Source organism: Streptomyces sp. NPDC031210, assembly GCF_055570395.1.
The window spans coordinates 265,633-291,617 of record NZ_JBVIHH010000005.1 but is presented as its reverse complement, the minus strand read 5'-3'; the positions used below and the strand labels follow the sequence as shown (position 1 = coordinate 291,617).

The 25,985-nt window shown below is 73.4% G+C and carries 13 protein-coding genes; 10 read left to right on the top strand and 3 right to left on the bottom strand.

The annotated features are described in order from the left end of the window. Window positions 1-47: 47 nt before the first annotated feature. From ACZ45Z_RS12640 to ACZ45Z_RS12605, 8 genes are all read left to right on the top strand, one after another. The gene (locus ACZ45Z_RS12640; RefSeq protein ID WP_468360510.1) at window positions 48-1,310 is read left to right on the top strand and encodes an ATP-grasp domain-containing protein; all 1,263 of its coding nucleotides are present in this window, start codon (window positions 48-50) and stop codon (window positions 1,308-1,310) included. Beyond that, window positions 1,307-2,602, top strand: a complete 1,296-nt coding sequence (locus ACZ45Z_RS12635) for an amidohydrolase family protein (protein ID WP_468360507.1) — start codon at window positions 1,307-1,309, stop codon at window positions 2,600-2,602. The genes ACZ45Z_RS12640 and ACZ45Z_RS12635 overlap by 4 nt, the downstream gene beginning before the upstream one ends. After that, a complete protein-coding gene (locus tag ACZ45Z_RS12630; RefSeq protein WP_468360504.1) occupies window positions 2,599-3,846 on the top strand; it encodes an MFS transporter in 1,248 nt (415 codons plus the stop codon). Before ACZ45Z_RS12635 ends, ACZ45Z_RS12630 begins: the two co-directional genes overlap by 4 nt. Next, the gene (locus ACZ45Z_RS12625; RefSeq protein WP_468360501.1) at window positions 3,839-4,798 is read left to right on the top strand and encodes an NAD-dependent epimerase/dehydratase family protein; all 960 of its coding nucleotides are present in this window, start codon (window positions 3,839-3,841) and stop codon (window positions 4,796-4,798) included. The genes ACZ45Z_RS12630 and ACZ45Z_RS12625 overlap by 8 nt, the downstream gene beginning before the upstream one ends. Next, a complete protein-coding gene (locus ACZ45Z_RS12620) occupies window positions 4,798-5,094 on the top strand; it encodes a putative quinol monooxygenase (RefSeq protein ID WP_468360498.1) in 297 nt (98 codons plus the stop codon). Before ACZ45Z_RS12625 ends, ACZ45Z_RS12620 begins: the two co-directional genes overlap by 1 nt. 120 nt (window positions 5,095-5,214) lie before the next feature. After that, window positions 5,215-14,388 carry a type I polyketide synthase gene (locus ACZ45Z_RS12615; RefSeq protein ID WP_468360495.1) on the top strand — a complete coding sequence of 3,058 codons (9,174 nt, stop codon included), beginning with the start codon at window positions 5,215-5,217 and terminating at the stop codon, window positions 14,386-14,388. Window positions 14,389-14,413: 25 nt separating this feature from the next. Continuing rightward, a complete protein-coding gene (locus ACZ45Z_RS12610) occupies window positions 14,414-21,109 on the top strand; it encodes an amino acid adenylation domain-containing protein (protein WP_468360492.1) in 6,696 nt (2,231 codons plus the stop codon). Between the two features lie 46 nt (window positions 21,110-21,155). Continuing rightward, the gene (locus ACZ45Z_RS12605; protein ID WP_468360489.1) at window positions 21,156-22,286 is read left to right on the top strand and encodes an acyl-CoA dehydrogenase family protein; all 1,131 of its coding nucleotides are present in this window, start codon (window positions 21,156-21,158) and stop codon (window positions 22,284-22,286) included. 20 nt (window positions 22,287-22,306) lie between these two features. Here the strand turns inward: ACZ45Z_RS12605 and ACZ45Z_RS12600 are convergent, their stop codons facing one another. Further along, complete coding sequence (locus ACZ45Z_RS12600; RefSeq protein ID WP_468360486.1) at window positions 22,307-22,678, bottom strand: hypothetical protein; 372 nt, start codon at window positions 22,676-22,678, stop codon at window positions 22,307-22,309. Next, window positions 22,675-22,854, bottom strand: coding sequence for a hypothetical protein (locus tag ACZ45Z_RS12595; RefSeq protein ID WP_468360823.1), 180 nt, complete (start codon window positions 22,852-22,854; stop codon window positions 22,675-22,677). Before ACZ45Z_RS12595 ends, ACZ45Z_RS12600 begins: the two co-directional genes overlap by 4 nt. Before the next feature lie 87 nt (window positions 22,855-22,941). Between ACZ45Z_RS12595 and ACZ45Z_RS12590 the strand changes: the two genes are divergently transcribed. Then, entirely contained in the window at window positions 22,942-23,655 is a 714-nt protein-coding gene (locus ACZ45Z_RS12590; RefSeq protein WP_468360483.1) for a TetR family transcriptional regulator, read from the top strand. Here ACZ45Z_RS12590 and ACZ45Z_RS12585 read toward each other — a convergent pair. Beyond that, window positions 23,625-24,881, bottom strand: a complete 1,257-nt coding sequence (locus ACZ45Z_RS12585) for a M6 family metalloprotease domain-containing protein (RefSeq protein ID WP_468360480.1) — start codon at window positions 24,879-24,881, stop codon at window positions 23,625-23,627. The two genes, ACZ45Z_RS12590 and ACZ45Z_RS12585, sit on opposite strands and share 31 nt — an antisense overlap. A 231-nt stretch (window positions 24,882-25,112) precedes the next feature. Here ACZ45Z_RS12585 and ACZ45Z_RS12580 point away from each other — a divergent pair, with 231 nt between their 5' ends. Beyond that, a complete protein-coding gene (locus ACZ45Z_RS12580; protein ID WP_468360477.1) occupies window positions 25,113-25,781 on the top strand; it encodes a TetR/AcrR family transcriptional regulator in 669 nt (222 codons plus the stop codon). The last annotated feature ends 204 nt before the right edge of the window (window positions 25,782-25,985 follow it).

Below are 25,985 nucleotides of genomic sequence, written 5' to 3'. Positions count from 1 at the left end.
GTCTCTCCGCATTAGCCCCGAAACCCTTTGAAGACAAGGAAGTTCCCATGCATATCCTCATGATCGAGTGCAACCCCAACGGCATCGCCGGCATCGCCAACGCCCTGGAGCTCGGGCACGAGGTGACCTTCGTGTCCGTCGACCCCGACTTCTACCTGGGCGCCTCGCCGCTGGCCGAGGCCGCGTTCGCGCACCCCCGGTGCGATGTGATCAAGAGCGAGACGGTGTTCTCCATCGACGAGCTGGAGCGGCTCGCCAAGGAGGTGCACGCGGCGAAGCCGGTGCACGGCGTCATGACATACAGCGAGTACCACACGGTGCACGCGGCGTCGGTCGCCCGCTCCCTCGGCCTGCCGGGCATGAGCGTCGACGGCGCCCTCAACGCCCGCCACAAGCACCGCACCCGGCTCGCCCTGCGGGACACCGACGTGCGCCAGCCGCGGTTCGTGCACGTCGCCGAGCCCACGTCCGGCGACGCCATGGAGGCCGCGGTCCGTGAGATCGGCTTCCCGTGCGTGGTGAAGCCCTCCGACGGCACCGCGAGCCTGCACGTCCTGCTGCTGCGCGACGAGGAGGAGCTCGCCGCGTACCTCGCGGAGCTGGCCTCGGTCGGCGACTACGGGCGCGGCGTCACCCGCATCCCGGACATCGTGGTCGAGGAGTTCGTCGAGGGCGAGCTGGTCTCCGTCGAGGCCTGTGTGCTCCAGGGCGGCGAGATCGTCAACCTCGGTATAACGGACCGCAATCTGAGCGGCTTCCCGTACTTCATCGAGATGGGCCTCACCTATTTCCGCGGCCACCCGCTCCAGGACGAGCTGTTCGCGATGAACGAGAGGGTCCTCAAGGGCATCGGTATCGACTTCGGCTTCATCCACGCCGAGTACATCCTCGCCGCGGACGGCCCGGTGCTGTGCGAGGTCAACGGCCGCCTCACGGGCGGCATCGTGCCGCAGCTCATGGAGCTCTCCAGCGGCGTCAACGCCTACCTGGAGGTGATCCGCCAGGCCCTGGGCGAGCGTCCCGAGCTGCCGATTCCCGGCGACGTCATCGCCAGCGGCCACTGGTTCGGCTCCCCGGTCGAGGGCGAGCTGGTCGCCATCGGCTTCGATCGGATCAAGGACGCTCCGGGCTTCGTCGAGGCCCTCGCGTACGCCAAGCCGGGCCGTCGCGTGTCGCGCCTGTCGAAGAGCAACTTCGACTGGCTCGGCCACCTCATCTTCACCGGCCAGGACCGGGACGAGGCGGCCGGACGCGTCCAGGCGGCCCTGGACGACATCGAGTTCACCCTCTCCGTGCAGGTGGCCCGATGACGCGCGTCGCGATTCCGGAGCTGGACCCGACGGCGGTCTTCGACGTCACCGTCGAGGACGGGCACTTCTCCCGTATCCGGCCCGTCGCCGAGCGGAGGGCCGGTGACCTCGCGACGCCCGAGCTGTGGCCGGGCTACGTCGAGACCCACGCCCACGTGGGCCTGCCCGCCAACTTCGACGACTCGCTGGAGGACGCCCGGATCGTCGCGCTGCAGTACGTGTACAGCGGAGTCACGCATGTCGTCGACATGTTCGGATTCCCGCTGGTCCAGGAGGGCTGGGAGCGGGGCCGCGCGGAATCGGCGCTGCCCTACCCGGAGCTGGTGCACTGCGGTTACGCGGCCACCGCGATGACGAATGCCGCCGGCCTCACCGGCCACGGTGTCGAGTTCCCGGCCCCGGTGCACATGATCGCCACCGAGACCGACCTCGAACACGCGATACGTTCCAACGTCGAACGCGGCGGCACCTTCCTCAAGGTGATGTTCACGGACGGCACCGAACAGCCGGACAGCCCGGTGAAGTTCTCCCGGCTGTCCCGGCGGGTGCTGGAGTTCACCGCCCGGATCGCCGCGGAGCGCGGCGTCACCGCCGTCATCGACTGCAACACCCTCCAGGAGACCCGCTGGGCCTACGAGTGCGGCTTCCGCCTCTTCGCCCACACCGTGCGGGACCGGACGCTCGACGCGGCCGACTGGAAGGAGTTCGAGGGTGCCCGGTTCGTCTCCACCCTGGCCGGCCTGCGCACCATGATCATGACGGGCGACGAGTTCCGGGCCGAGTACGGGCGCGAGGGCTTCGCCGAGACCCAGGACCTCCGCAACCTGGAGTTCGCCCAGGGCATCGAGAAGCCCTACGGCATCGAGTTCGGCTGCCAGGAGACCCGCACGGCGGCACTGGCCGACATGCGCCGCAACGCCCTGGCCACCCTCCGCGAGGGCACCTTGCTGATCGGTACCGACTCGGGCAACACGGGCGCGTACCACGGCTACTCCTTCCTGAGCGAACTCGACCTGCTGCGCGGCGACGACGCCTCGCTCGAAGGGCCGTTGCGGCACCAGGCGACGATCGGGGGCCGCCGCTACTTCGACGAGCTGAGCGGCGACCCGCGCGGGACCCATCCGCTGAGCGTCGGCGCGGCCGCCACCTACAACCTGCACACCCCGGGCCGGCCGCTGTCCGCCCTCCCGCTGAGCACGGTCGTCCGGGGCGTGCCGATCGACCGGCAGGCCGTCGCGCGGGCCATCGCCGAGCTGCGCGCCGCCGGGACGGACCGGAAGGAGGAGTTTTGATCAAGGAACGTAAACGCGCGCTCATCGGCGTGACCGGGGGCATCCTCCTGGCGAACGTGGGGAGTTACATCTGGTTCCCCGTGCTCGTCGCCACCCTCGGCGGGACCGACAGCGGCTTCTGGGCGGGCGTGGTCATGTGTATGACGTACGTCGGCCGGCTGCTCGCCACCTTCTGCTACGAAGGGATCGCGGCACGCTCCGGTGTCCGCGGAGGCGTGTTCCTCGGTACCGCGCTGGAAGCCGTGGCGCTCGGGCTCATGGGATTCACCGATGGCGTGCTCGCGTACAGCGTGCTGGCGTTCTTCATCGGCTTCGGATCGGGGACCTCCTTCCCGGGCCTGAAGAACGTCCTGGTCTCCTTTCCCGAGAGCGAACGCCCCAAGGCGTTCTCCGCGTTCCAGATGGCCGGGCAGGTCGGCCTTTTCGGTGGCGCGCTGCTGGGCGCCGTACTGGCCGAGGTGGAGCTGCGGACCCTGTTCTCGGTGGTGTTCGCCTTCTTCATCGGGTTCTGCCTGATCGCCTCGGTGCTGATTCCCCGGGGCGGCTTCGAAAGCGCGGCGACCGCCGCCGGCAGCCGCGTCCCGCTGTTCAGCCTGACCGCGTTCAAGGGCATCGAAGTGCGCGGTGCCACCCGCTACTTCCTGCTGTCCGCCGCGTTCTGGTTCCTGTCCCTGGGCTTTGTGGTCGGTATCCCGCTGCACATGGCGGCATACGTCCCGAACTGGGCGCCGTCCTCGCCGTTCTGGATCACGGGTCTCAGCATCCTGGTGCTCCAGTACCCGCTGTTCAAGCTGTTCAACAAGCGATTCAGTCCGGGGGCGGTCATGGCCGTCGGCCTGGCCGGAATGACCCTCGCGTTCGTCGCCTTCGGAGCCGGTCGCACCGGCCCCTGGGTGGTGGTCGGCTGTCTGACGGTGGTGCTCGGAGAGATCCTCTTCGTGCCGTCGTTCGACCTCTGGATCGCCCGCAGGGTTCCCGAGCACCGACTGGCCAAGGCCATGGGCGCGATGCACTTCTTCCGCAGCGCGGGGAACATGGTCGGCTCCCTTGCCGCGGGGATCCTGTTCGACCTGTCGCGCTCCCTCGATGTGGCGGGCGGCAACTGGTACGTCGCGGCCCTGCTGGCGGCGGGCTGTGCGGTCCTCTGCCTGAGCGGCCGGAAGTCCGGCGCAGCCGACGAAACGGGGCGGACCGAGGACACGGAAGGCACGGAGAACGAGGAAAAGGTGAGGGAGAATGTCTGATATCTGCGTCATCGGGGGCACCCGGTACTTCGGCAAGGTCCTGGTCCAACAGCTCTTGGACGACGGGCACCGGGTCACCCTCGTCAATCGCGGGCAGACCGCCGACCCCTTCGGCGACGCGGTGCGGCGGCTGCGCGCCGATGTCACCGCCCCGGGAGAGCTGACCGCCGCGGTGGCGGGGGAGCGGTTCGACGCGGTGGTCCACCAGATGTGCTACACGCCGAACGCCGCCGTGGAGGTGTGCGAGGCCTTCGGCGACCGGGTCGGGAAGATCGTCATGACCAGCACCATCGAGGTGTACAACAAGGACACCTTCCGCTGGCGGTTCCCGGCCCCGCCGTTCAGCGCCCGCGCCAGCGAGGAGGAACTCGACCCGGCGGCCTACGACTTCGACACCGACCTGCCCTGGTACACACCCGGGTACCTGGACGCCCACTACGGCGAGGGAAAGCGCCAGGCCGAAGCCGCGCTGACCCGGTCCGCGAAGGTGCCGGTGCTGCTGGCCCGGGTCGCCCATGTCCTGGCCGCGGAGGGCGACTTCACCGGCCGGCTGCGGTTTCACCTCGACCGCGTCAGCGCCGGGCAGCCCGTCGTCGCCCACACGGCGCCCGGTCGGACCTCACTGGTACGGGCCGACGAGGCCGCCGGCTTCCTCGCCTGGGCGGCCCTCTCCGACGCCACCGGAGCGGTCAACGTCGCTTCCCCCGACACCGCCGATGTCTATGACGTCTGCGCCGCGGTGGAGAGCGCGACCGGACTCACCGCCGACGTGACCGAGAAGGAGGATCCCTCCGGCGACCCGGACCTGTCCCCGTTCTCCTGCCCGTCCGACTTCGGCATGGCGAGCGACCGGGCGGCAGCCCTCGGGTACCGCTTCACCCCGATCTCCCAGTGGCTTCCCGCGGTCGCCCGCAACGCCATGGCCGACTCCCCCCACTCCAAGGAGCAGTGATGTTCGACCTCCTCGTCATCGTCCGGGTCCCCGAGACCGACGACATCGTGCCGGTGGCCGATGCTCTGGCCCGCATGCGACCCCTGTGTCTCACCGAGGACGGCTGCGTCGCCTGGGAGGCATACCAGTCGGAGGGCGACCCGGGCCGCTTCGTCCTCGTCGAGCGGTGGGCGAGCCGCGCCCACTGGGAGGCCCACGACTCCGGCGACGCCATCCAGAAGATCTACCTCCAGGAGATCATGCCGCGCATCGAACGCGAGGTGCACCCGAGCAGCCCGGTAAGCCGCGCGCAGTAGCAGAGGACAGGGCGACGGGGTGTGGGCCGTCTTCACCAACGGCTCCGCACGCCGTCGCGGGACCCGCCGATTCGGCAACAACACTGGGGTGCATCAACGATGGGAATTGCTGGTCACGGCATGCGTAATCTCCCTTCACGCGCGGTCGCGGTCGTCGGGATCGGCTGCCGGTTTCCGCGGGCGGACGGGCCGGAGGCGTTCTGGCGGCTGCTGCGCGGCGGCGGAGACGCGATCACCGATCGGCGCGGCGGCCGGGGTCCGGCGCGCGGCGGGTTCCTCGATCGGGTGGACGGGTTCGATCCCGAGTTCTTCGGTATCTCGCGGCGCGAGGCCGTGGCCATGGACCCGCAGCAGCGGCTGGCCCTCGAACTGGCCTGGGAGGCCCTTGAGGACGCCAGGACCCTGCCGGGCACCCTTGAGGGCAGCCGGACGGGCGTGTTCCTGGGGGTGATCGCCGACGATTACGCGACGCTGCTGCGCGGCCTGGGTCCCGACGCGGTGACCGGGCACACGCTGACCGGGTTGCAGCGCGGCGTGATCGCCAACCGGATCTCCTACGCGCTGGACCTGAACGGCCCGAGCCTGGTGGTGGACACGGGACAGTCGTCGTCGCTGGCCGCCGTGCACCTGGCGTGCGCGAGCCTGCGGGACGGCGAGTCCGACCTGGCTCTGGCCGGTGGTGTGAACCTGATCCTCGCGCCGGAGAGCACCCAGGCGCTGGAGCGGGCCGGGACGCTCTCGGCGGACGGGCGCTGCTTCACCTTCGACGCTCGCGCGAACGGGTACGTCCGGGGCGAGGGCGGCGGGGTCGTCGTCCTCAAGCTCCTGGAAGCCGCCGTCCGGGACGGCGACCGCATCCATGCCGTCATCCGGGGCAGCGCCCTGAACAACGACGGTGCGACCGAGACGCTGCCGACGCCGGGCCGTGCGTCGCAGGAGCGGGTGCTGCTCGCCGCCTGTGCCGACGCGGGCGTCGAGCCGGGCGAGGTCCGGTACGTCGAGTTGCACGGATCGGGGACGCGGGTCGGCGACCCGATCGAGGCCGCGGCCCTCGGTGCGACGCTCGGCTCGGCCCGCGCGAAGGACGCGCCGCTTCTGGTCGGCTCGGTGAAGACGAACATCGGTCACCTGGAGGGCGCGGCCGGGATCGCGGGGTTCGTCAAGGCCGTCCTGTGCGTCGGCGCACGCGAACTCGTTCCCAGCCTGAACCACTCCGAGCCCGGTGAGCGGATCCCGCTCGATGAGCTGCGTCTGCGGGTCAACACCGAGACCCGGCCCTGGCCGTCGCCCCAGGGGCCGCTGGTCGCGGGGGTCAGTTCGTTCGGGATCGGCGGAACCAACTGCCACGTGATCCTTTCGGACTGGCAAGGTGCGCGGCACGGTGTGGAGCGGGTCGGCGGCGAGGACGACGCCGGGGCGCTGCCCTGGGTCCTGTCAGGGCGCGACGAACCCGCGCTGCGTGACCAGGCCGCACGGCTGCGCGCTCATGTGGCGGCGCGTCCGGAGCTGGGCGCGGCCTCGGTGGGCCGGTCGCTGGCCGTCACCCGCACCCCGTTCGAACACCGCGCCGTCGTCGTAGCCGACGACCGGGACGGCTTCCTCGCCGCACTGGAGGCACGGTCGGCCGGGCAGCCGTCGGCGGCCGTGGTGGAGGGCCGTCACGAGGGGCCGCCGGTCCGGCCGGTCTTCGTCTTTCCCGGCCAGGGCTCGCAGTGGGCGGGCATGGCGGCGGAGTTGATCGAAACCTCCCCGGTCTTCGCCGATCGGATCGGGGAATGCGCCGACGCCCTCCGCCCGTACGTGGACTGGTCGCCGATCGATGTCCTGCGCGGTGTCCCCGGTGCGCCGCCGCTGGAGGGCGACGAGGTGATCCAGCCCGCGTTGTGGGCGGTGATGGTGTCATTGGCCGCGCTGTGGCGCTCGGCCGGGGTGGAGCCCGCCGCCGTGGTGGCCCACTCGCAGGGCGAGATCGCCGCCGCCACCGCCATGGGCGCCCTGTCGCTCCAGGACGGCGCGCGGATCGTGGCCCTGCGCAGCCGGGTGCTGAACCGGATCGCGGGCCGTGGCGGGTTGCTGTCGGTGGAACTTCCCGCCGAACGCGTGGGGCGGGACCTCGCGGTGGTGGCGGCTTCGCTGTCGATCGCGGCGGTCAACGGCCCCGCGCACACGGTGGTCGCGGGTCCGGTCGCAGCGCTCGACGCGCTGGCCGCCCACTACGGGCAGGAGGCGCGGACCCGTCGGCTTCAGATCGACTACGCCTCGCACAGCGCGGACGTCGAGGAACTGCGGGAGGAACTGCTCACCGCCTTCGCCGGGACAGCCCCGCGCTCCATCGGCGTGCCGTTCTACTCGACCGTCACCGCCGCATCGATCGACACCGCCGAGCTGGGCCCCGGGTACTGGTTCCGCAACCTGCGCGAGCCGGTGCGGTTCGGACCGGCCGTCGAGGAACTGCTGAACGCGGGCCACTCGACGTTCCTGGAGATCAGCCCGCATCCGGTGCTGGCGATGGGCATCCGACAGGCGATCGACACGTACGGCGGGGACGGCGCCGCGCTGAGCACGCTCCGGCGCGGCCACGGGGACCGTCACCGGTTCCTCACGGCGGCGGCCGAGGCGTTCGTGCGCGGCGTCGCGGTGGACTGGGCCGCGCTGCTGCCCGGTTCGGCGCCGCTGACCGACCTGCCGACCTACCCGTTCCAGCGCCGCTCCTGCTGGCCGTCCGGGATACCCGGGGCCACCGAGCAGATGCCGGACGCGACCCCGGCCCCGGCTCCGGTCGTGGACCGGCGATCGGCGCTGGAGCTCGTCCGAAGCCTCACGGCGGTCGTGCTGGGCGCCGGGTCGGCCGGCGACGTCCGGCCCGGCCGGACGTTCCGGGAGATGGGCCTGGACTCGGCCATGACGCTCGAACTGCGCGACCGGCTGTCGGCGGCCACGGGGCTGAAGCTGGAGAGCACCGTCCTGTACGACCACCCGAGCCCGGCCACCCTGGCCCCCGCCATCGATGCGCTGAAGGCGGGCGCGTCCACCGGCGCCTCCCCCGCGGTCGCGCGGGAGCGGGCGGACGCCGACGACGCCGACGACCCCGTGGTCATCGTCGGCATGGCCTGCCGGTTCCCCGGCGGGGTGCGCTCGCCCGATGATCTGTGGAACCTGGTCGACTCCGGAACCGATGCGATCGGCGACTTCCCCGACGACCGCGGCTGGGACCTGGCGACGCTCCATCACCCGGATCCGGAACGGATCGGGACGTCCTACGCCCGCCAGGGCGGCTTCGTACCGGACGTGACGGACTTCGACGCGGAGTTCTTCGGGATCAGCCCGCGCGAAGCCCTTGCCATGGACCCGCAGCAACGGCTCCTCCTGGAAGTCGCGTGGGAGGCGCTGGAGCGTGCCGGGATCGACCCGTCGACGCTCAAGGGCAGCCGGACCGGCGTGTTCGCCGGGGCGATGCACTCCGGCTACGGGCCGAGCATGGAGGCGGCCGGGCACGGCGTCGCGGGACACCTGCTGACCGGCACCAGCGCGAGCGTGATCTCCGGGCGGATCGCCTATGTCCTCGGCCTGAACGGGCCCGCGCTGACCGTGGACACCGCTTGCTCGGCGTCGCTGGTCGCCCTGCACCAGGCGGTGCGGGCGGTGCGGGCCGGAGAATGCTCGCTCGCCCTGGCCGGCGGGGTGACGGTCATGGCGACCCCCGGCATGTTCGTGGAGCTCTCCCGCCAGCGGGTGCTGGCCGCCGACGGCCGCTGCAAGGCGTTCTCCGCCCAGGCGGACGGCACCGGGTGGGGCGAGGGCGCGGGCATGCTCGTGGTCGAACGGCTCTCCGACGCCCGGCGGCACGGCCACCCCGTCCTCGCGGTCATCGCCGGAAGTGCCATCAACTCCGACGGCGCCTCCAACGGCCTGTCCGCGCCGAGCGGCGTCGCCCAGCAGCGCGTCATCGCGGACGCCCTTGCCGACGCCGGGCTCGCGCCGCGGCAGGTCGACGCCGTGGAGGCGCACGGGACGGGCACCGCCCTCGGCGACCCGATCGAGGCCAACGCCCTGCTGGCCGCCTACGGGCGTGAGCGGGACCGGCCGCTGTGGCTGGGGTCCCTCAAGTCCAACATCGGACACGCACAGGCGGCGGCGGGCGTCGGCGGCGTCATCAAGATGGTCCAGGCCCTCCGGAACGCGGCCCTGCCCGCCACCCTGCACGTCGACGAGCCGTCCCCGCACGTGGACTGGTCGGCCGGGGCGGTGGCCCTGCTCGACCGGGCCCGTCCCTGGCCGGACACCGGCGAGCCCCGGCGCGGCGGCGTCTCCTCGTTCGGAATCAGCGGCACCAATGCGCACGTGATCCTGGCGGAGCCGCCGGCCGAGCCCGAGCCCGCCGTGGAGCCGGTGCGGCCGCCCGTGGTGCCGGTCGTCCTGTCGGCCCGGACACCGGACGCGCTGCGGGAGCAGGCCCGGGTGCTGGCCGCCGGGCCGCTCGACCCGGTTGGCGCGGCGCCGGCCCTGACCGCGAGGGCCTCCCTCGCCGAGCGCGCGGTAGTGATCACCCGGGACCGGCACGAGGCCGGCCGGGCCCTGGACGCGCTGGCCCGTGCCGAAGAGGTCCCCGGCGTCGTCACCGGCCGTGCGGGCGAGCCCGGCCGGACCGTTCTGGTCTTTCCCGGACAGGGCGGCCAGTGGCGGGGCATGGCGTCGCGACTCGCCGCCGAAAGCCCCGTCTTCGCCGCACGTCTGGCCGAGTGCGAGCGCGCCCTCGCGCCGTACATCGACTGGTCGCTGGCCGATGTCCTGGACGGGGCGCCCCTGCTCGACCGGATCGACGTCGTGCAGCCCGCTCTGTGGGCCGTGATGGTGGCGCTGGCCGAGCTGTGGCGGTCGGCCGGGGTCGTCCCGGACGCCGTGGTCGGCCACTCCCAGGGCGAGATCGCCGCCGCCGTCGTGGCCGGCGCGCTCTCTCTTGACGACGGCGCCCGCGCCATCGCGTTGCGCAGCGGCATGGCCGTCGACCTGATGGGCAAGGGGGCGATGGCCGTGATCCCGCTGCCCGCGGAGCGGGTGCGGGAACGGCTCGGCACGCTGAGCATCGCCGCGATCAACGGACCGGCCACCACGGCCGTGGCCGGGGCCCCGGACGCGATCGCCGAGCTCGTCGCCACCTATCAGGCCGAGGGCGTCAACGCCCGCGTGATCCCGGCGGCGTTCGCCTCGCACTGCCCGGCGGTCGAACCGCTCCGCGAGAAGATCCTGGCCGAGCTGGCGTCGCTGGCGCCGCGCACCGGCGAGATCCCGCTGATGTCCTCGGTCACCGCCGACTGGCAGGAGGGCGGTGAGCTCGACGCGGCCTACTGGTACCGGAACCTGCGGCACACCGTGCGTTTCCAGGAGGCGGTCGAAGCGCTCATCGCGTCCGGCCACACCACGTTCGTCGAGGTCGGGCCGCACCCGGTGCTGGCCGGCAGCATCGGCCAGATCCTTGAGGAGGCCGAAGCCGACGGGATCGTGACCGGTTCGCTGCGCCGCGACGACGGGGGCCTGCGCCGGTTCCTCACCTCCGCCGCCGAGGCGTACGTCCAGGGCCTGCCCCTCGCGTGGGAACGGCTCACCGGAACCGCCGTCGCCCGCGTCGACCCGCCCACCTACCCCTTCCAACGGCGCCGCTACTGGCTCACGAGCACGGCCGGGCCGTCCGCTACGGCCGACCTCGGCCAGGCTCCGGCCGGTCATCCCCTGCTCGGCGCGGCCGTCGAACTCGGCGACGGTGAGACGGTGTTCACCGGGCGGCTGTCCACCCGCACCCATCCCTGGCTGGCCGACCACACCCTGTCGGGGACGGTCGTCGTACCGAGCACCGCGCTCGTGGAGATGGCGCTGCACGCGGGCGCGCGGTCCGGCACGATGGGGGCACCCCCGGCCGAAGGCTGGGGGAGGATCGAGGAACTGACGGTCTCCACGCTGATGGAACTCCCGGCGGACGGCGCCGTCGACCTGCGCGTCCGGGTGGCGGGCGAGGACGGCGACGGGTCGCGGACCTGCCGGATATCGGGCCGGGCCACTGGCGGGGAGTGGATCGAGCACGCCACCGGCACCCTCGGCCCCGACACGGCCACGGCACCGGCCCCCCAGGACTGGCCTCCGGCCGGTGCGCGGCCGGTATCGCCGGCCCGCGTGCGGGAGGACCTCGGCCTGCGGGGGTACGAGCACGGTCCGGTGTTCCAGGGGCTGCGAGCCGCCTGGCGACTCGACGGCGAGCAGTTCTCCGAGGCCGCCCTGCCCGAGCCGGAGGCCGCGCACGCCGGGGCCTACCACCTGCACCCCGCCCTGCTGGACGCGTCCCTGCACGGCCTGATCGCCGACGCCTCGGGCCGCGAGGGGCAGCGCGCGGCGCCGCTGCGCTGGCGCGGAGTGTCCTTGTTCGGTACGGGTGGCCGCGCGTCCCTGCGGGTGCACGCGGCGCCCGCCGGGGACGGAGGCCGCCCGCTGACCCTGTTCGACGCCTCCGGAGACCCGGCGGGCCTCGTCGATTCGCTGGAGTTGTGCCCGGTCGCTGCGGGCCGCCCGGCCGATCCCGCCGCCGTGGCGCGTGATTCCCTGTTCGCGCCGGCCTGGGAAACGCTGCCCGGGCCGGCGGCCGGAGCGCCGGGCGGAGAGGTTCCGGTCCCCTGGGACGCCCTCGGCCCGGACGCGCTGCTCGCGGCGGGCGAGGCGCCCGAGCACGTCGTCGTGGCCTGCCCGGCCGGCGAGGACGCGACCGACGCGGCGACGGCGGCGAGGAACGCGGTCCACCGGACGCGGGAGCTGCTCGGCCGATGGCTTGCCGACGACCGACTCGGCGGCTCCTGCCTGGTGCTGGTGACTCGTGGGGCCGTTGCCGCCCGGCCCGGCGAGACGGTCCGGGACCTCGCGCAGGCGGCGGTCTGGGGCCTGGTGCGGACCGCGCAGGTCGAGCACCCGGGCCGGTTCGCCCTGGTCGACCTCGCTCCTGAGGCGGCCGAGGTTCCGGCCGGGGCACTGGCGGCGGACGAGAACCAGGTGGCGGTCCGCGACGGCGCCGTCCTGGCGCCCCGGCTCGTGTCCGCAGCGGGTGACCCCGCGCTCCGGCTCCCCGAGGACACCGGTGCCTGGCGACTCGACCTCACCGAACGCGGCACCCTCACCGCCCTGGAGGTCCGGCCCTCCCCCGAAGCCGCCGCCGAACCCGGCCCCGGCCAGGTCCGGATCGCGGTGCGCGCCGCCGGGCTCAACTTCCACGACGTCCTGGGCGCGCTCGACATGCACCCCGGCGACCCCGGCCCACTCGGCCTGGAAGGCGCGGGCGTGGTCACCGCGACCGGGCCCGGTGTCACCGGCCTGGCCACAGGCGATCGGGTCATGGGCCTCTTCCCGGCCGCGTTCGCCAACGTGGCCCGGGCCGACCACCGCACCCTCGTCAAGATGCCCGACGGCTGGTCGTTCACCCGGGCCGCGGCCGTACCGGTCGCCCACATGACCGCCCTGCACGCTCTGACCGAGCTGGGCGGCGTGAGCGCCGGCGACCCCGTCCTGATCCATGCCGGGGCGGGCGGCGTCGGCATGGCCGCCGTCCAGTTGGCCCGGCACCTGGGCGCGGAGGTCTACGCGACCGCGAGTCCCGCCAAGTGGCCCGCACTGCGGGCCCTCGGCGTCGACGACGACCACCTCGCCTCGTCCCGCGAGCCCGGATTCGGGACACGCTTCGGCGCAACCGGCCGGCGCATGGCGGTCATCCTGAACTCGCTGACCGGCGAACTCGTCGACGAGTCGCTGCGGCTGCTGCGTCCCGGCGGGCTCCTGGTCGAACTGGGCAGGACCGATCCGCGCGATCCGGCCGAGGTGGCCGCCGCCTACCCCGGTGCGCGCTACGAGGCGTCCAACCTCCTCCAGTTGCCGCCCGAGCACCTCGCCCGCCTCCTGAACCGAGCGGTCGAGCTGTTCGCCGAGGGCGCGTTCACCTGGCCCGCCGTCACCGACATGGACGTCCGGCACGCACCCGAAGCCTTCGGCCTGCTGCGTCAGGGCACCCACGTCGGCAAGGTCGTGCTCACTGTCCCGCCGATCCTCGACCCGGACGGAACCGTGCTGGTCACCGGCGGGACCGGCGCCATCGGCCGGGCCGTCGCACGGCACCTGGTCACCGAACACGGCGCGCGACGGCTCCTGCTGGTCGGACGCCGGGGCGGCGACGCGCCCGGAGCGGCCGAGCTGGCGTCCGACCTGAACGGGCTCGGTGCCGAGGTGACGTTCGCGGCCGTGGACGTCGCCGACCGGGACGCCGTCGCCGCGATGATCGAGGCCGTCCCCGACCGGCACCCGCTGACCGCCGTGATCCACGCCGCGGGCGTCGTGGACGACGCGCCGATCACCTCGCTCACCGCCGAACAGATCGACCGGGTGATGCGGGTCAAGGCCGACGGGGCCTGGCATCTGCACGAGTTGACCGCGGGCCACCCGCTCACCGCGTTCGTCCTGGTCTCCTCGATCATGGGGACGCTCGGCGGGGCCGGGCAGGGCGGCTACACCGCCGCCAACGCGTTCCTCGACGCGCTCGCCCGGCACCGCCGTACGCGGGGCCTGCCCGCCCTCGCGCTGGCCTGGGGCCTGTGGGACGACCCGGACGGCATGATCGGCGCCCTCACCGCCGCCGACCGGGCCCGCTTCGCCCGGGCCGGACTCGTGGAGATCGCTCCCGACCACGGCCTGGCTCTCCTGGGGGCGGCACTGCCGTCACCGCACGCGGTCCTGGCGCCCGCCCGGCTCGACCGCGAGATCCTGCGCGACCTCGGAGCGGACCTTCCGCCGGTCCTTCGCGGGGTCGTGGCGGCCGCCGGAGCGGGGCGTCCCGGGCACGTACCGGAACACCGGCAACGCCGGCCGCTGCGGGACGAGTTGGCCGGTCTGACCGCCGGTGGACGCGCCGGGATCCTGGCCGACCTGGCCCGGACCCACCTGGCCGCCGTCCTGGGTTCCCGGCCCGAGGCGATCCCGGACGACAGGCCGTTCGGCGAGCTCGGGCTCGACTCGCTCACCTCGGTCGAGTTCCGCAACCGCCTCAACACGGCGACGGCCCTCAAGCTGCCCGTCACCCTGCTCTTCGAGGCGCCGACGCTGCCCGAACTCGTCGCCGTCCTGGACGCCGAACTCCTCCCCTCCCAGGAGGTACCGGCCGCCCCGGCGGACACCTCCGGGGACCGCGAAGCGGACGTGACGGCGCTCGTCGAAGCCGCGACCGCCGAGGAACTCCTCGACTTCATCGACCGTGAGCTCTCCCCCCGCTCCTGACCCGCCTACGGAGGACCGATCCGTCATGGGATCAGAAACACACGAAAGACTGCTCGGGTACCTCAAGCGCCTCACCCTCGACCTGCACCAGGCACGCGAGCGCGTGCGCGAGCTGGAGGAGGGCGACCGCGAGCCGATCGCGATCGTCGGCATGGGGTGCCGGTATCCGGGCGGGGTCGACTCGCCGTCCGCCCTGTGGCGGCTGCTGGCCTCGGGCGGGGAGACCGTCGGCGCGTTCCCCCGCGACCGGGGCTGGGACGACGGCCTGCACGACCCCGAGAACGGCGGCCGAAGCCTGACGGGTTCCGGCGGCTTCCTCTACGACGCGGCCGACTTCGACGCGGGCTTCTTCGGCATCAGCCCGCGCGAGGCCCTGGCCATGGACCCGCAGCAGAGGCTGCTGCTGGAGACCGCCTGGCGAGCCTTCGAGGACGCCGGGATCGACCCGGAGTCGGTGCGCGACACCGAGACCGGCGTGTTCACCGGGCTGTCCTGCAACGACTACGGGCTGGGGTGCGGCGACGTGCCCGAGGAGGCCGAGGGCTTCCTGACGACCGGGACGGCCGGCGGCGTCGCGTCCGGCCGGCTCTCCTACACGCTCGGCCTGCGCGGCCCGGCGATCACCGTGGAGACGGCCTGCTCGTCCTCGCTGGTCGCACTGCACCTGGCCGTCCAGTCGCTGCGCCGCGGCGAGTGCGCGATGGCGCTGGCGGGCGGCGCGACGATCATGGCCACACCGCAGCTCTTCACCGAGTTCACCCGCATGCAGGGGCTGTCACCGGACGGCCGGTGCCGCCCGTTCTCGGCCGCCGCCGAAGGCAGCGGGCTCTCCGAGGGCGTGGGCGTGCTGCTGGTGGAACGGCTGTCGGACGCGCGGCGGCTCGGCCACCCCGTGCTGGCCGTGGTGCGCGGCAGTGCGGTCAACCAGGACGGCACCAGCAACGGCTTCACGGCACCGAGCGGGTCCGCGCAACAGCGGGTCATTCGGCAGGCGTTGAAAGACGCGCGGCTGTCGCCCGGTGACGTCCAGGTGGTGGAGGCGAGCAGCACCGGCACCCCGCTCGGCGACCCGATCGAGGCGCGCGCCCTGCTGGCCGCCTACGGGCGTGAGCGGGACCGGCCGCTGCGGCTCGGCTCGCTGAAGCCCAACATCGGGCACTCCCAGGCGGCGGCGGGTGTGGCCGGGGTCATGAAGACGGTGCTGTCGATGCGGTACGGCAGGCTCCCCGCCACCCTGTACGTGGACGAGCCCACCCCGCATGTCGACTGGTCGGCGGGCGCGGTCGAGCTCGTCGCCGAGGAAACCGCGTGGCCCGAGACGTCGGGGCCGAAACGCGCCGCGGTGTCCTCCCAGGGCATCAGCGGCACCAACGCACACGTGATCCTCGAAGAGGCTCCCGTCGACGTCGAAGAGGCGCCGGCCGGCAAGGAGGTCCGGCCCGCCGAGCGGGACGGGCCACGCCTGCTGGCCCTGTCGGCCAAGACACCGACCGCGCTCGCCGAGCTCACCGCGCGCTACGCCGAGCTGCTCGCCGACGGCGATCCGCTCGCGTCGATCTGCCGGACCACGAGCCTCGGGCGGGCGCACTTCGCGCACCGGCTCACCGCCGTCGCGTCCTCGCGCGCCGAACTGCGGGACCTCCTCACGCGGACGCGCCCGGACCAGGCGCCGCCGCCCGGCGTCCGCGTCGGCGTGCGGGCCCCGGAGACGAGCCGGGGCCCGGTGTTCCTCTTCACCGGCCACCCGGACGCGCTGTCCGCCGACGCGACCGCCGAGCTGGCCGAGGCCGAGCCGGTCTTTCGCCGCGCCTTGGACCGATGCGCCCAGGCGTGCGGCGGCCGGCCCTCGCCGTTCGCCGTCGCGTACGCGCTCGCCGAGCTGTGGCGGTCGTGGGGCGTGGCGCCCGCCGCCGCCCTCGGGCACGGCGTCGGCGAGTTGGTGGCCGCGTGCGTCACGGGCACGATGAGCCTGGAGGACGCGCTGCGGGCGGCGGCCCGGACTCCGGCGGATGCCGGTGAGCCGGAGTCGTTCACCGGCAAAATCGCCGCGCTGCTGCGTGACGGACACCGGACCTTCGTGGAGATCGGGCCCGCCTCGCCGCTCCTGGACCGGGTTCGGACGGCCGAGCACACCGTGTTCCTGCCGTCGCTGCGCGAGGGAGAAGAGGCCCGGCGCACTCTCCTCGACAGCCTCGGCGCGCTGTACACCCGAGGCGCCCGGATCGACTGGACGCGCGTGCACGGCGAGTCCGCCGGGCCGCCCGCGTCGCTGCCCGGATACCCGTTCCAGCGCGAGCGTTACTGGCTCTGGACGGGAGGCGGCCGCCGGGAACAGGCACCGGCTCACGGCGGGCCGCTGGTCGCTCAGGTACGGCTCGTCGGCGCCGACGGCACGCCCGTGGCGCTCGCCGACGGCGTACGCCTGGAAGCGGCGCCCGGCGCGGCCGAGCCCGCCGCGCCCGCGACGGACGGGTCCGCCGCGCCCGAGACCGAGAACGCCGCCGAGGTGGCGATCGGCATCGTCGGCCGGGCGCGCGGCGCGGCCGTCACCGGCGACGACCTGCACCTGTCGCTGCGGAGCCTGGGCATCGACTCGCTGATCGCGATGGACATCCGGCAGACCCTCGCCCGGCGGCTCGGCGTCGACCTTCCGCTGCCCGATCTGCTGGACGGCCGGAGCGTCGCCGAAATCGCGCGGTCCGTCCAGGCGGCCCGCGGCGGCGCGGACCGGACCGGGGAGCCCGGGACGACGCCGGTCGCCGACCCGGCGGCCCGCCACGAGCCGTTCCCGCTCACCGATCTCCAGCGGGCCTACCTGGTCGGCCGGACCGACGCCTTCGAGCTCGGCAACGTCTCCACCTCCTTCCTCGTCGAGATCGACCTGGAGGAGACCGACCTCGACCGGCTCGCCGCCTCCTTCCGGCACCTCATCGGCCGGCACGACATGCTCCGCGCGGTCGTGTCCGGGGACGGGCACCAGCGGGTGCTCGCCGAGGTCCCCGACTTCTCGCTCGCCACGGTCGACCTGCGGTCGTGCGACGACGCCGAACGGGCCCGCCGCCTGGCGGAGATCCACGACGAGATGCGGCACCAGGTCTTCGACACCGAGGTCTGGCCGCTGTTCGACGTCCGGGCGACCCTGCTCGACGCGCGCACGACCCGGCTTCACCTCAATTTCGACGCGCTGATCATCGACGGCCGGAGCTCCGGGCTGCTGTTCCGGGAGTGGGCGGAGACCTACCACCGCGGGACGCCCGCGGCGCCCGCCCCGGCCCTCACCTACCGCGACTACGTGCTCGCCGCCGCCGGGACGGATGCCGCGCGGCGCGAGAAGTCGCTCGCCTACTGGCAGGCCCGCGTCGCCTCCCTCCCGCCCGCGCCCCGCCTGCCGCTGCGACCGGGATCCGCGCCACGGCAGCCGGTGTTCACCCACCGGACGGCCCGGATCGAGCCCGAGGCATGGCAGCGCTTCAAGGAAAACGCCGCCGCGGCGGGCATCTCCCCCTCGGCGTCCCTGTGCACCGCGTATGCGCAGGTTCTCGCGGCCTGGAGCGCCTCGCCGCGCTTCACGCTCAACCTGCTGGCGTTCAACCGGCGGTCGCCGCACGAGGACGTCGGCAGGATCGTCGGAAACCTCAGCGCGACCGTCCTGCTGGAGGTCGACGCCACCCCCGCCCAGGACTTCGCCTCGGGCGCCGCGCGGTTGCAGAACCAGTTGCTGACCGACCTCGACCATGGGCACGTCAGCGGCGTCGAGGTGCTGCGCGAGCTCAACCGCACCCGGGGCGGGACCGGCCTGGCGAGCATGCCCGTGGTCTTCACCAGCACAATCGGCTTCTCCGGGCGGGGCGACGGTGAGCGCGGCGCGCTCACGGCACTGACCACGCTCGGCACCTGCGGCAGGCTGGCGTCCAGCTCGGTACGGACGCCTCAGGTGTGGCTCGACCACCAGGCCCTGGAGGAGGCCGGGGAACTGGTCCTCAACTGGGACGTGGTGGAGGAGATGTTCCCCGACGGCGTCGTCGACGGGATGTGGGACGCCTACCTGGATCTGGTGGGGGACCTGTGTGACGAGGGGTCGTGGCGCCGCCCGCCGTCCGTGCCGGCGCCGACGGCCGACCTGGAGATGCGGAGGGCGGCCAACGCCACGGACGCTCCCGTCCCCCGCGAACTGCTGCACGACGCGTTCCTGCGGCACGCGGAGCGTCGGCCGGACGCGCCCGCCGTCATCACCGCCGCCCGGACCCTCGACTACGGCGAGGTGGACCGCCGCTCCGACCGGATCGCCCGGTGGCTGATCGACCGCGGCGCGGGTCCGGGCGTTCTCGTCGGCATCGTGATGGACAAGAGCTGGGAGCAGGTCGTCGCGGCGCTGGGCGTCCTCAAGGCCGGGGCCGCCTACGTGCCGGTGGATGCCGCCACGCCCGGCCGCCGACTCCGGATGATCATGGAGAGCGCCGGTATCGAGCTGGTGCTGACGCGGTCGGTGGTCGCGGACGGGCTCGACCTGCCGGACGGAACCCGCTCGCTGCGTGTCGACACCGAGCCGGAGGACACCGGTGCGGGCGGCCCCCTGCCGCCTTCCCCGGCCAGGCCCGACGATCTCGCCTATGTCCTTTTCACCTCGGGTTCCACCGGGGTTCCGAAGGGCGTGATGATCGAGCACGCCGGCGCGGTCAACACGATCCAGGACATCAACGACCGCTTCGACGTGACCGCCCGCGACCGCGTCCTGGCCTTGTCCGCGCTCCACTTCGACCTCTCGGTCTACGACGTGTTCGGCCTGCTCGCGGCCGGCGGAGCCCTGGTCCTGCCCGACGCGTCGGCGCAGCGCGAACCGGCTGCCTGGCTGGAACTGGCCAACCGGCACCGCGTGACGATCTGGAACAGCGTCCCCGCGCTGATGGACATGTTCGTCGAACACGTGCGGGCCCTCGGCGGCCCGCCGTCGCTGCGCGTGGTGATGATGAGCGGCGACTGGATCCCCGTCACCCTCCCCGGAGCCATCGCCTCGACCCTGCCGAACGCGCGGACCTGGAGCCTGGGCGGCGCGACCGAGGCGTCCATCTGGTCGATCCAGTACCCGATCACCCAGGTGGACCCGGACTGGACGAGCATCCCGTACGGCAGGCCGATGCGGAACCAGCGATTCCATGTGCTGGACGAGGCATTGCGGCCGCGCCCGACCTGGGCCCCCGGCGACCTGTACATCGCCGGTGCCGGCCTCGCCCGCGGATACCTCGGCGACGAGGCGAAGACGCGCGCGGCGTTCCTGCGCCACCCGGTGACGGGAGAGCGGCTCTACCGGACCGGTGACCGCGGCCGCTACCTGCCGGACGGCACCATCGAGTTCCTGGGGCGCGTGGATTCCCAGGTGAAGGTCCAGGGGCATCGGATCGAGCTCGGCGAGGTCGAGGCGGCGCTGCTGCGCCGGCCGGACGTCCGCGCGGCGGCCGTGGTGGCCGAGGGCGAGCGGGGCGGCCCCCGCCGGCTCGTCGGGTACGCCGTGACGGCCACCTCCGAGGACGAGCTGCGCCAGGCGCTCGGCCGGGAACTGCCCGGCTACATGGTGCCCGCCCGCATCGTCGCCCTGGACGAGCTGCCGCTGACCGGCAACGGCAAGGTGGACCGCCACCGTCTGCCGTCCCCCGAGGAGACGGCCCCGCGCTCCGGTGCGGCGGTCGCACCGCGCGATGCGACCGAACGGCTTCTCGCCGAGATCTGGGCCGAGTTCTTCGCGCCCGCCGCCGGGTCCGTCGGCGTCACCGCGAACTTCTTCGACCTCGGCGGCGACTCGATGCTCGCGGTGCGGATGATGGCCCGGATCCGGCAGCGCACCGGCCGGTCGATGCCGGTGGCCACGCTGCTCGCCCGGCCGACCGTCGCCTCGCTCGCCGAGGCGCTGCGCGATCGGCTCGGCGACGAGGGCCGGGCGGCCCTGGTCACGCTCCGGGACACCGGGACCCGGCCACCGCTGATCCTCGTCCACCCGGTCGGCGGCGACGTGCTCTGCTACGCCGGGCTCGGCGCCCTCCTGGACGACGACCAGCCGCTGCACGCCCTTCAGTACCCGGACCTCGAACCGGCTCCGCGGACCGTCGCCGACCTGGCCGCGCTCTACGCCGACGCGATCACCGAACGGTTCCCGGACGGCCCGTACCGGCTCGGTGGCTGGTCCATGGGCGGCGTGATCGCCCTGGAGACCGCCCACCTGCTCACCGGGCGTGGCGGGACGGTCGAGCTCGTCGCGGCCGTGGATCTGCTCGAACCGCCCGGCCGCGCCGCACCCGCCGCCGACGCGGCGCTGCTGGCTCGGTTCGCCCGCGACCTGGCCGGCGTCGCGGGAAGCGGCTGGAACCCCGAGCCGGCCGAGTTCGAGCCCACGGGCGACCGGTCCCCGGTCGAGGAACTGCTGACGCGGGCCCGGCACGCCGCCGTCCTGCCGGACGATGTCGACGCCGCCACCCTGGAACGGCTCGCGGACCGGTTCCTGCGCCTGTGCCGCGCGCTGGCCGACCACGAGCCCGCCGCGTACCGGGGCAGGGTCCGGCTCCTGCAAGCCATGGACGGGGCCACCGCCGCGACCACCCGGCAGTGGCTGGACCTCCTCGGCGACCAGGCCGAGAGCGTCGACGTGCCCGGCGACCACTACAGCGTCATGCGCTCCCCGAACCTCCAGACGCTGGCGGCCGAGCTCGGCAAGGCCCTGGACGACCTGTGAGCCGAACCGGCCGAACCAAGAGAAGCAGCCGAACCAGGAGGACCGGATGACCGCCATGAAACTGCCGACCCGGGCCGAGGCGGGCCGCACCGCCGCATCGGTCATGGACCGCGTACGGGCGTACGCCTCGGGCCTCCCGGGGCGCGCGCCGGAGATCGAACGGGTGGGCCGGATTCCCGGTGACGTCCTCGACGGTCTGAAGGCCACCGGGCTGCTGCGCGCCGCCCTGCCACCGGCGCTGGGCGGTGTCGAGATGACCGTGCCGGAGATCACGCGGGCCGTCGACCTGCTGGCGGAGGGAGACGCCTCGGTCGCCTGGTGCGCGGCCGTGGCGCTGAACGCCGCGCTGGCCGTGGTCGCGCTGCCCGCGGAGGTGTTCACCGAGCTGTTCCCGGACCCGGACCTGATCACCGCGACGGTGCTGCCGCCGGCCGGGTGGGCGGTCCGGCGGGAGGGCGGCTACCTCCTGTCGGGCCGCTGGACCTACGGCAGCGGGATCGCCCACGCCGATCGCGTGATGGCCGGGTTCCGGACCCCGGAAGGCGCCCCGAGGATCGCCGTCTTCGACGCCGTGCACGCGCGGGTGCTCGACACCTGGAACACCACCGGGCTGCGCGGCACCGGCTCCCACGACTTCGAGGTAGCCGACCTGTTCGTCCCGGAACGGCACACGTTCGGGCTCGCGCCGTCCGGCACCCGGCAGGAGCCGCTCCACCTGCGCGCCGACAACCTCGCCCTGAAGATGGCGGGCGTGCCGCTGGGCATCGCCAGGTCCGCGCTGAACGCCGCCAGGGAGATCCTCGCCGCCAGGCGTGGCGCGCTGCCCCGGCCGGGCGTCCCGGCCGACCTCGCGCACGCCGAGTCGCTGATCGGCGCGGCGGACGCCTACGTGTACTCCACGCTGGAGGATGTCTGGGCCGCACAGGCGGCGGGCCTGGCGCCCGAACGCGGTACGGCCGCGCTGGCCCGCCAGTTCGCGCACCGGGCCTGCCGGGACGCCGTCCAGCTCCTGTACGACGCCGTGGGATCGGCCGCGGTCTATACCGAGCGGACCCCGCTCGACCGGTGCCTGCGCGACCTGATCACCGCGGGCCGCCATGTCGCGTCCTCGGAGAAGATCCTCGACGGGGTCGGCGACCTGCGGCTCGGGGGCGACCCTGCCTCGCCCCACCTCTGATGGGAGGCTGGGTGGATGTGTCAGCCCCCGATGTGCCAGCTCACGGTGCCGTCTGTGGTGACCAGGACGGCGAGGATGATCAGGTCGGCGAGGCCGAGGGTGATGCCCAGGAGGGCGCGGCCGCGGCGGTTGGTGCGGTGGGCCAGGGCGAGGCCGCCGAAGATCACGGCGCAGGGGCCCAGGACGATGTTGCCCACCAGGGTGCCGAGCAGGCCGAAGATGAAGGAAGCCACCGCCATGCCGTCGGCCCGGGAGCGGGAGGGCGACGCGGAGGGGCCGGTGGCGGGGGGCTGTTGGGTGGACGACGCCGACGCCGGCGTTGCCGCGGGTTCGGGCGTGGCCTTCGCGCCGGTGGTGTCGGGCTTGGTGCGGGGCTTGGTGAGGGTGTTCATCGGTTGGTCCCTTCGGCCTTGTGGTGGCGTTCGCGGACGTAGAAGACGAGCAGCCAGCCGGCGATGGCGGCGCCCGCCACGAGGGCTACGGGGACCGGGAGGTGTGCCGCGGTACCCAGCAGAACCCCCAGGAGGAGCAGGGCTGCGACGAGGAAGAGCATGATCTGCCTTTCCAATTGAGAGGACAGTTGTTCACTGACTTCCTCCAGTCTACGACCGCCCACGGGTGGAGGACTTCGGAGAACGGTTGTTTACTGGATGACATGAGTCACACCCTTGGAGTCCGGCAGGCCCAGAAGCAGAAAACCCGTCAGGCGCTGCTCGACGCGGCGCTCGGCCTGCTGGAGGAGCAGAGCCTGAGCAGCCTCGGATTGCGGGAGGTCACGCGGGTGGTGGGCATCGCCCCCACCGCGTTCTACCGGCACTTCCGGGACTTGGGGGAGTTGGGCGTCGCCCTCGTCGAGGAGGCGTTGGGGAGTCTGCACGCGATGGTGCGCGCGATTCTCGCCGAGCAGGCCGCGGCGGAGGAGCGGATCGACTCCACGGTCGCGGTAGTTGAGCGCCATGTGCGCGAAAACCCCGCCCACGTACGGTTCGTGGCGCGCGAACGGCATGGCGGCGTGCGGGCCGTACGGCTGGCCATCGCGGCGGAGCTGGACCGGTTCGCGACCGAGGTCGCGGCCGCCCTCAAGTCGCAGTCGGTGTCCGAGGGCTGGCGGGACGAGGACGTGCGGATGCTGGCGGAGCTGTACGTCGACCGGCTGGTGGCGACGGCCGCGGCGCTGCTGGACGCGGAGGACGGCGTCGCGCTCGCCGAGGCGGGGGAGCGGGGGGCCGAGGGGTATCGGGAGCGAGTGGTGTGGGCGGCCCGGCAGCAGTTGCGGCTGGTCAGTATCGGGCGGCGGCACTGGCGGGAGGACGCGGTGGATTCGGACCCCGGCGCACCTCAGCGCGCCGGCGTCACGCGTATGCGATAGGCGCCGTTCGGGCCGGTGTCCAGGACGGTGACGGCGGCGCCGCTCGCGTGGTCGGTGTAGGTGGCGCCGGGGCGGAAGGCGGCGTCGCTCAGTTCGCGGTCGACGTACTTGTCGCGGGCGAAGCAGCCGCCGCTGCGCGGGGTGGCGTCCAGGACGCGGAGCGGCCCGCGGCCCGAGGGGACGTGGGTGGCGACGCGGTAGATCAGGACGCCGGGGCGGCAGACCGTGGGGTCCAGCGGGCCGCGGGTGCGGGCTTCGGCGACGAGGGCGGTGCGGCGGGAGGTCGGGATGACGACGATCTTCGTGCCGCCCGCGGTGGGGGCGGGCGTGAGGGTGTGCTCGGTGGGTGCGCCGCGGCGGGGTGCGCAGTGCGCCTGGTCGGGCGCCAGCCAGCCGAGCTTCCACTTGTGCCAGCCCAGGAAGTCGTTGGCCGGCCCCCAGTCCTCGTTCATCGGGTCCCAGTGGCCGGCCGCCGCGGTGGAGGCCCCGCGGCCGTCCGTGGAGTAGAGGTCGGGGAGTCCGAAGGAATGCCCGTTCTCGTGGTTGATGACGCGGAAGGCGCCGGCGCCGGCCTGCCGGCTCCAGATGAACGACGCGTTCCGGAACGGCACCCCGTCGGCGGTCCGCAGGCCCATGTCGCCGCCGCTGAAGGTGACCGACAGGACCGTACGGGTCGCCGGGGGCCCCGCGTTGGGCGCGGCGAGGACGTTGATCAGGTCGTACTCGCGGAAATCCACCGAGGGGTCGACGGCGCGGACGATCTCGCGGGACAGGGCGTGGTAACCGCTGTCGGACGCCGGGTCGAAGGTGCCGCCGCGCTGGATGCCGTACGCGGCGAGGGGTCGTGACATGCGTATCCACCGCAAGAGGGGCGCGGGGCGATAGCTGAGCCTCCCGTAGGAGCTGACGCGGAAGAACTCGGTCGCCGCCGGGAAGAACTCGGCGAAGCGGGCGCGCGGGGTGATCGTGGCGCGGGCGTCCGGGAAGTCGATGAAGATGGTGAGCGCCTTCACGGTGCCGTGTGAGCGGGCGTAGCCGGTGGGGGTGACCGCGGATTCGGCGACGTTGTCCGTGATGCCGCGCAGCGCGCACCGGCCGGTCGGGCGCGCGCCGGCCTCCGGTGGGTCGGCCGCGGCGGTCGGGGGCCAACCCAGCGCCACGGCGGCGGCCGCGCCGGCCGCCGCCGCCGCGCCTGCCGCCAGGGCCGCCGATATCTTCTGCTTCATATCGATCACTGTGTGTGAGGGAGTGATCGCGCGCTCGGGGAATTGCGGCATATGGAGGTGGGTGGGGCGGGTGGGGTGGGTTGCCGGGGCTGACGGGGGGCGAGGGCGAGTGACGTACGTCATATCGAGGGGGGAAATTTCCGGGGAGGGAGTCCCCGTTTAACCAGGCGTCGGTAGAAACGGGGAGACGGTCCCCGGTTCGCCGAAGCGCCAGGAGAGGAGTGTGCCGCTGTGACCGCCGCCGCCAGTCGTACGGAGTCCGCGCGGCGTGGTGCGTCCGCGCAGCCCCGTCTGCGGGCCGATGCCGTGCGCAACAGGGAGCGGATCATCGCGGCCGCCCGCGAGACGATGGTCGAGTTCGGGGCCGATGTCCCGCTCGATGAAATCGCTCGACGCGCGGGGGTCGGAAATGCGACGCTCTATCGTCACTTCGCGGATCGCCTGGAGCTGATCCACCACGTCACGCTCTCCGTCATGTCCCGCACCGCGGACTGCGCGGAGAGCGCACTCGCCGAGGAGCCCGATGCTTTCCACGCGCTGAGGCGCTTTGTTCACGCCGCCGTGGAGGAGCGCATAGGGGCGTTGTGTCCCCTGCTCTCGGACGGTGTCGACCTGGCGCATCCCGAACTGCTCGCGGCGCGCGAGCGGTTGGAGGCGGCCGTCGAGGCCGTCATGGGTGCCGCGCGCGACAGCGGCCAACTGCGCACCGACATCGCCGTCGGTGACCTGATGGTCGCGCTCACCCAGCTCACGCGGCCCCTTCCGGGCAGCGGTTGTGTCGACTTCGACAGGTTCGTGCACCGGCACCTCCAGCTCTTCCTGGACGGCCTGCTGGCGCCCGCCCGCTCCGAACTGCCGGGCGCCGCCGCGACGTTGGACGACCTCAGGCGTCACGCGTGAGCCCGTTACGTCGTCGCGGCCGCGCGCCGTGACGCACCGGCCCAGCCGCCCTTTGACGCACGGCCCGCACGACCCCGTACGACCGGCGCGATCCCGTACCACCGACACGACCCCGTACGACCGGCACGACCGGAACGACCCCGTACGTCCCGCACGACCCGTACGTCCCATCATTCGCTCACCGCACCACCAGGGGGACCTCTC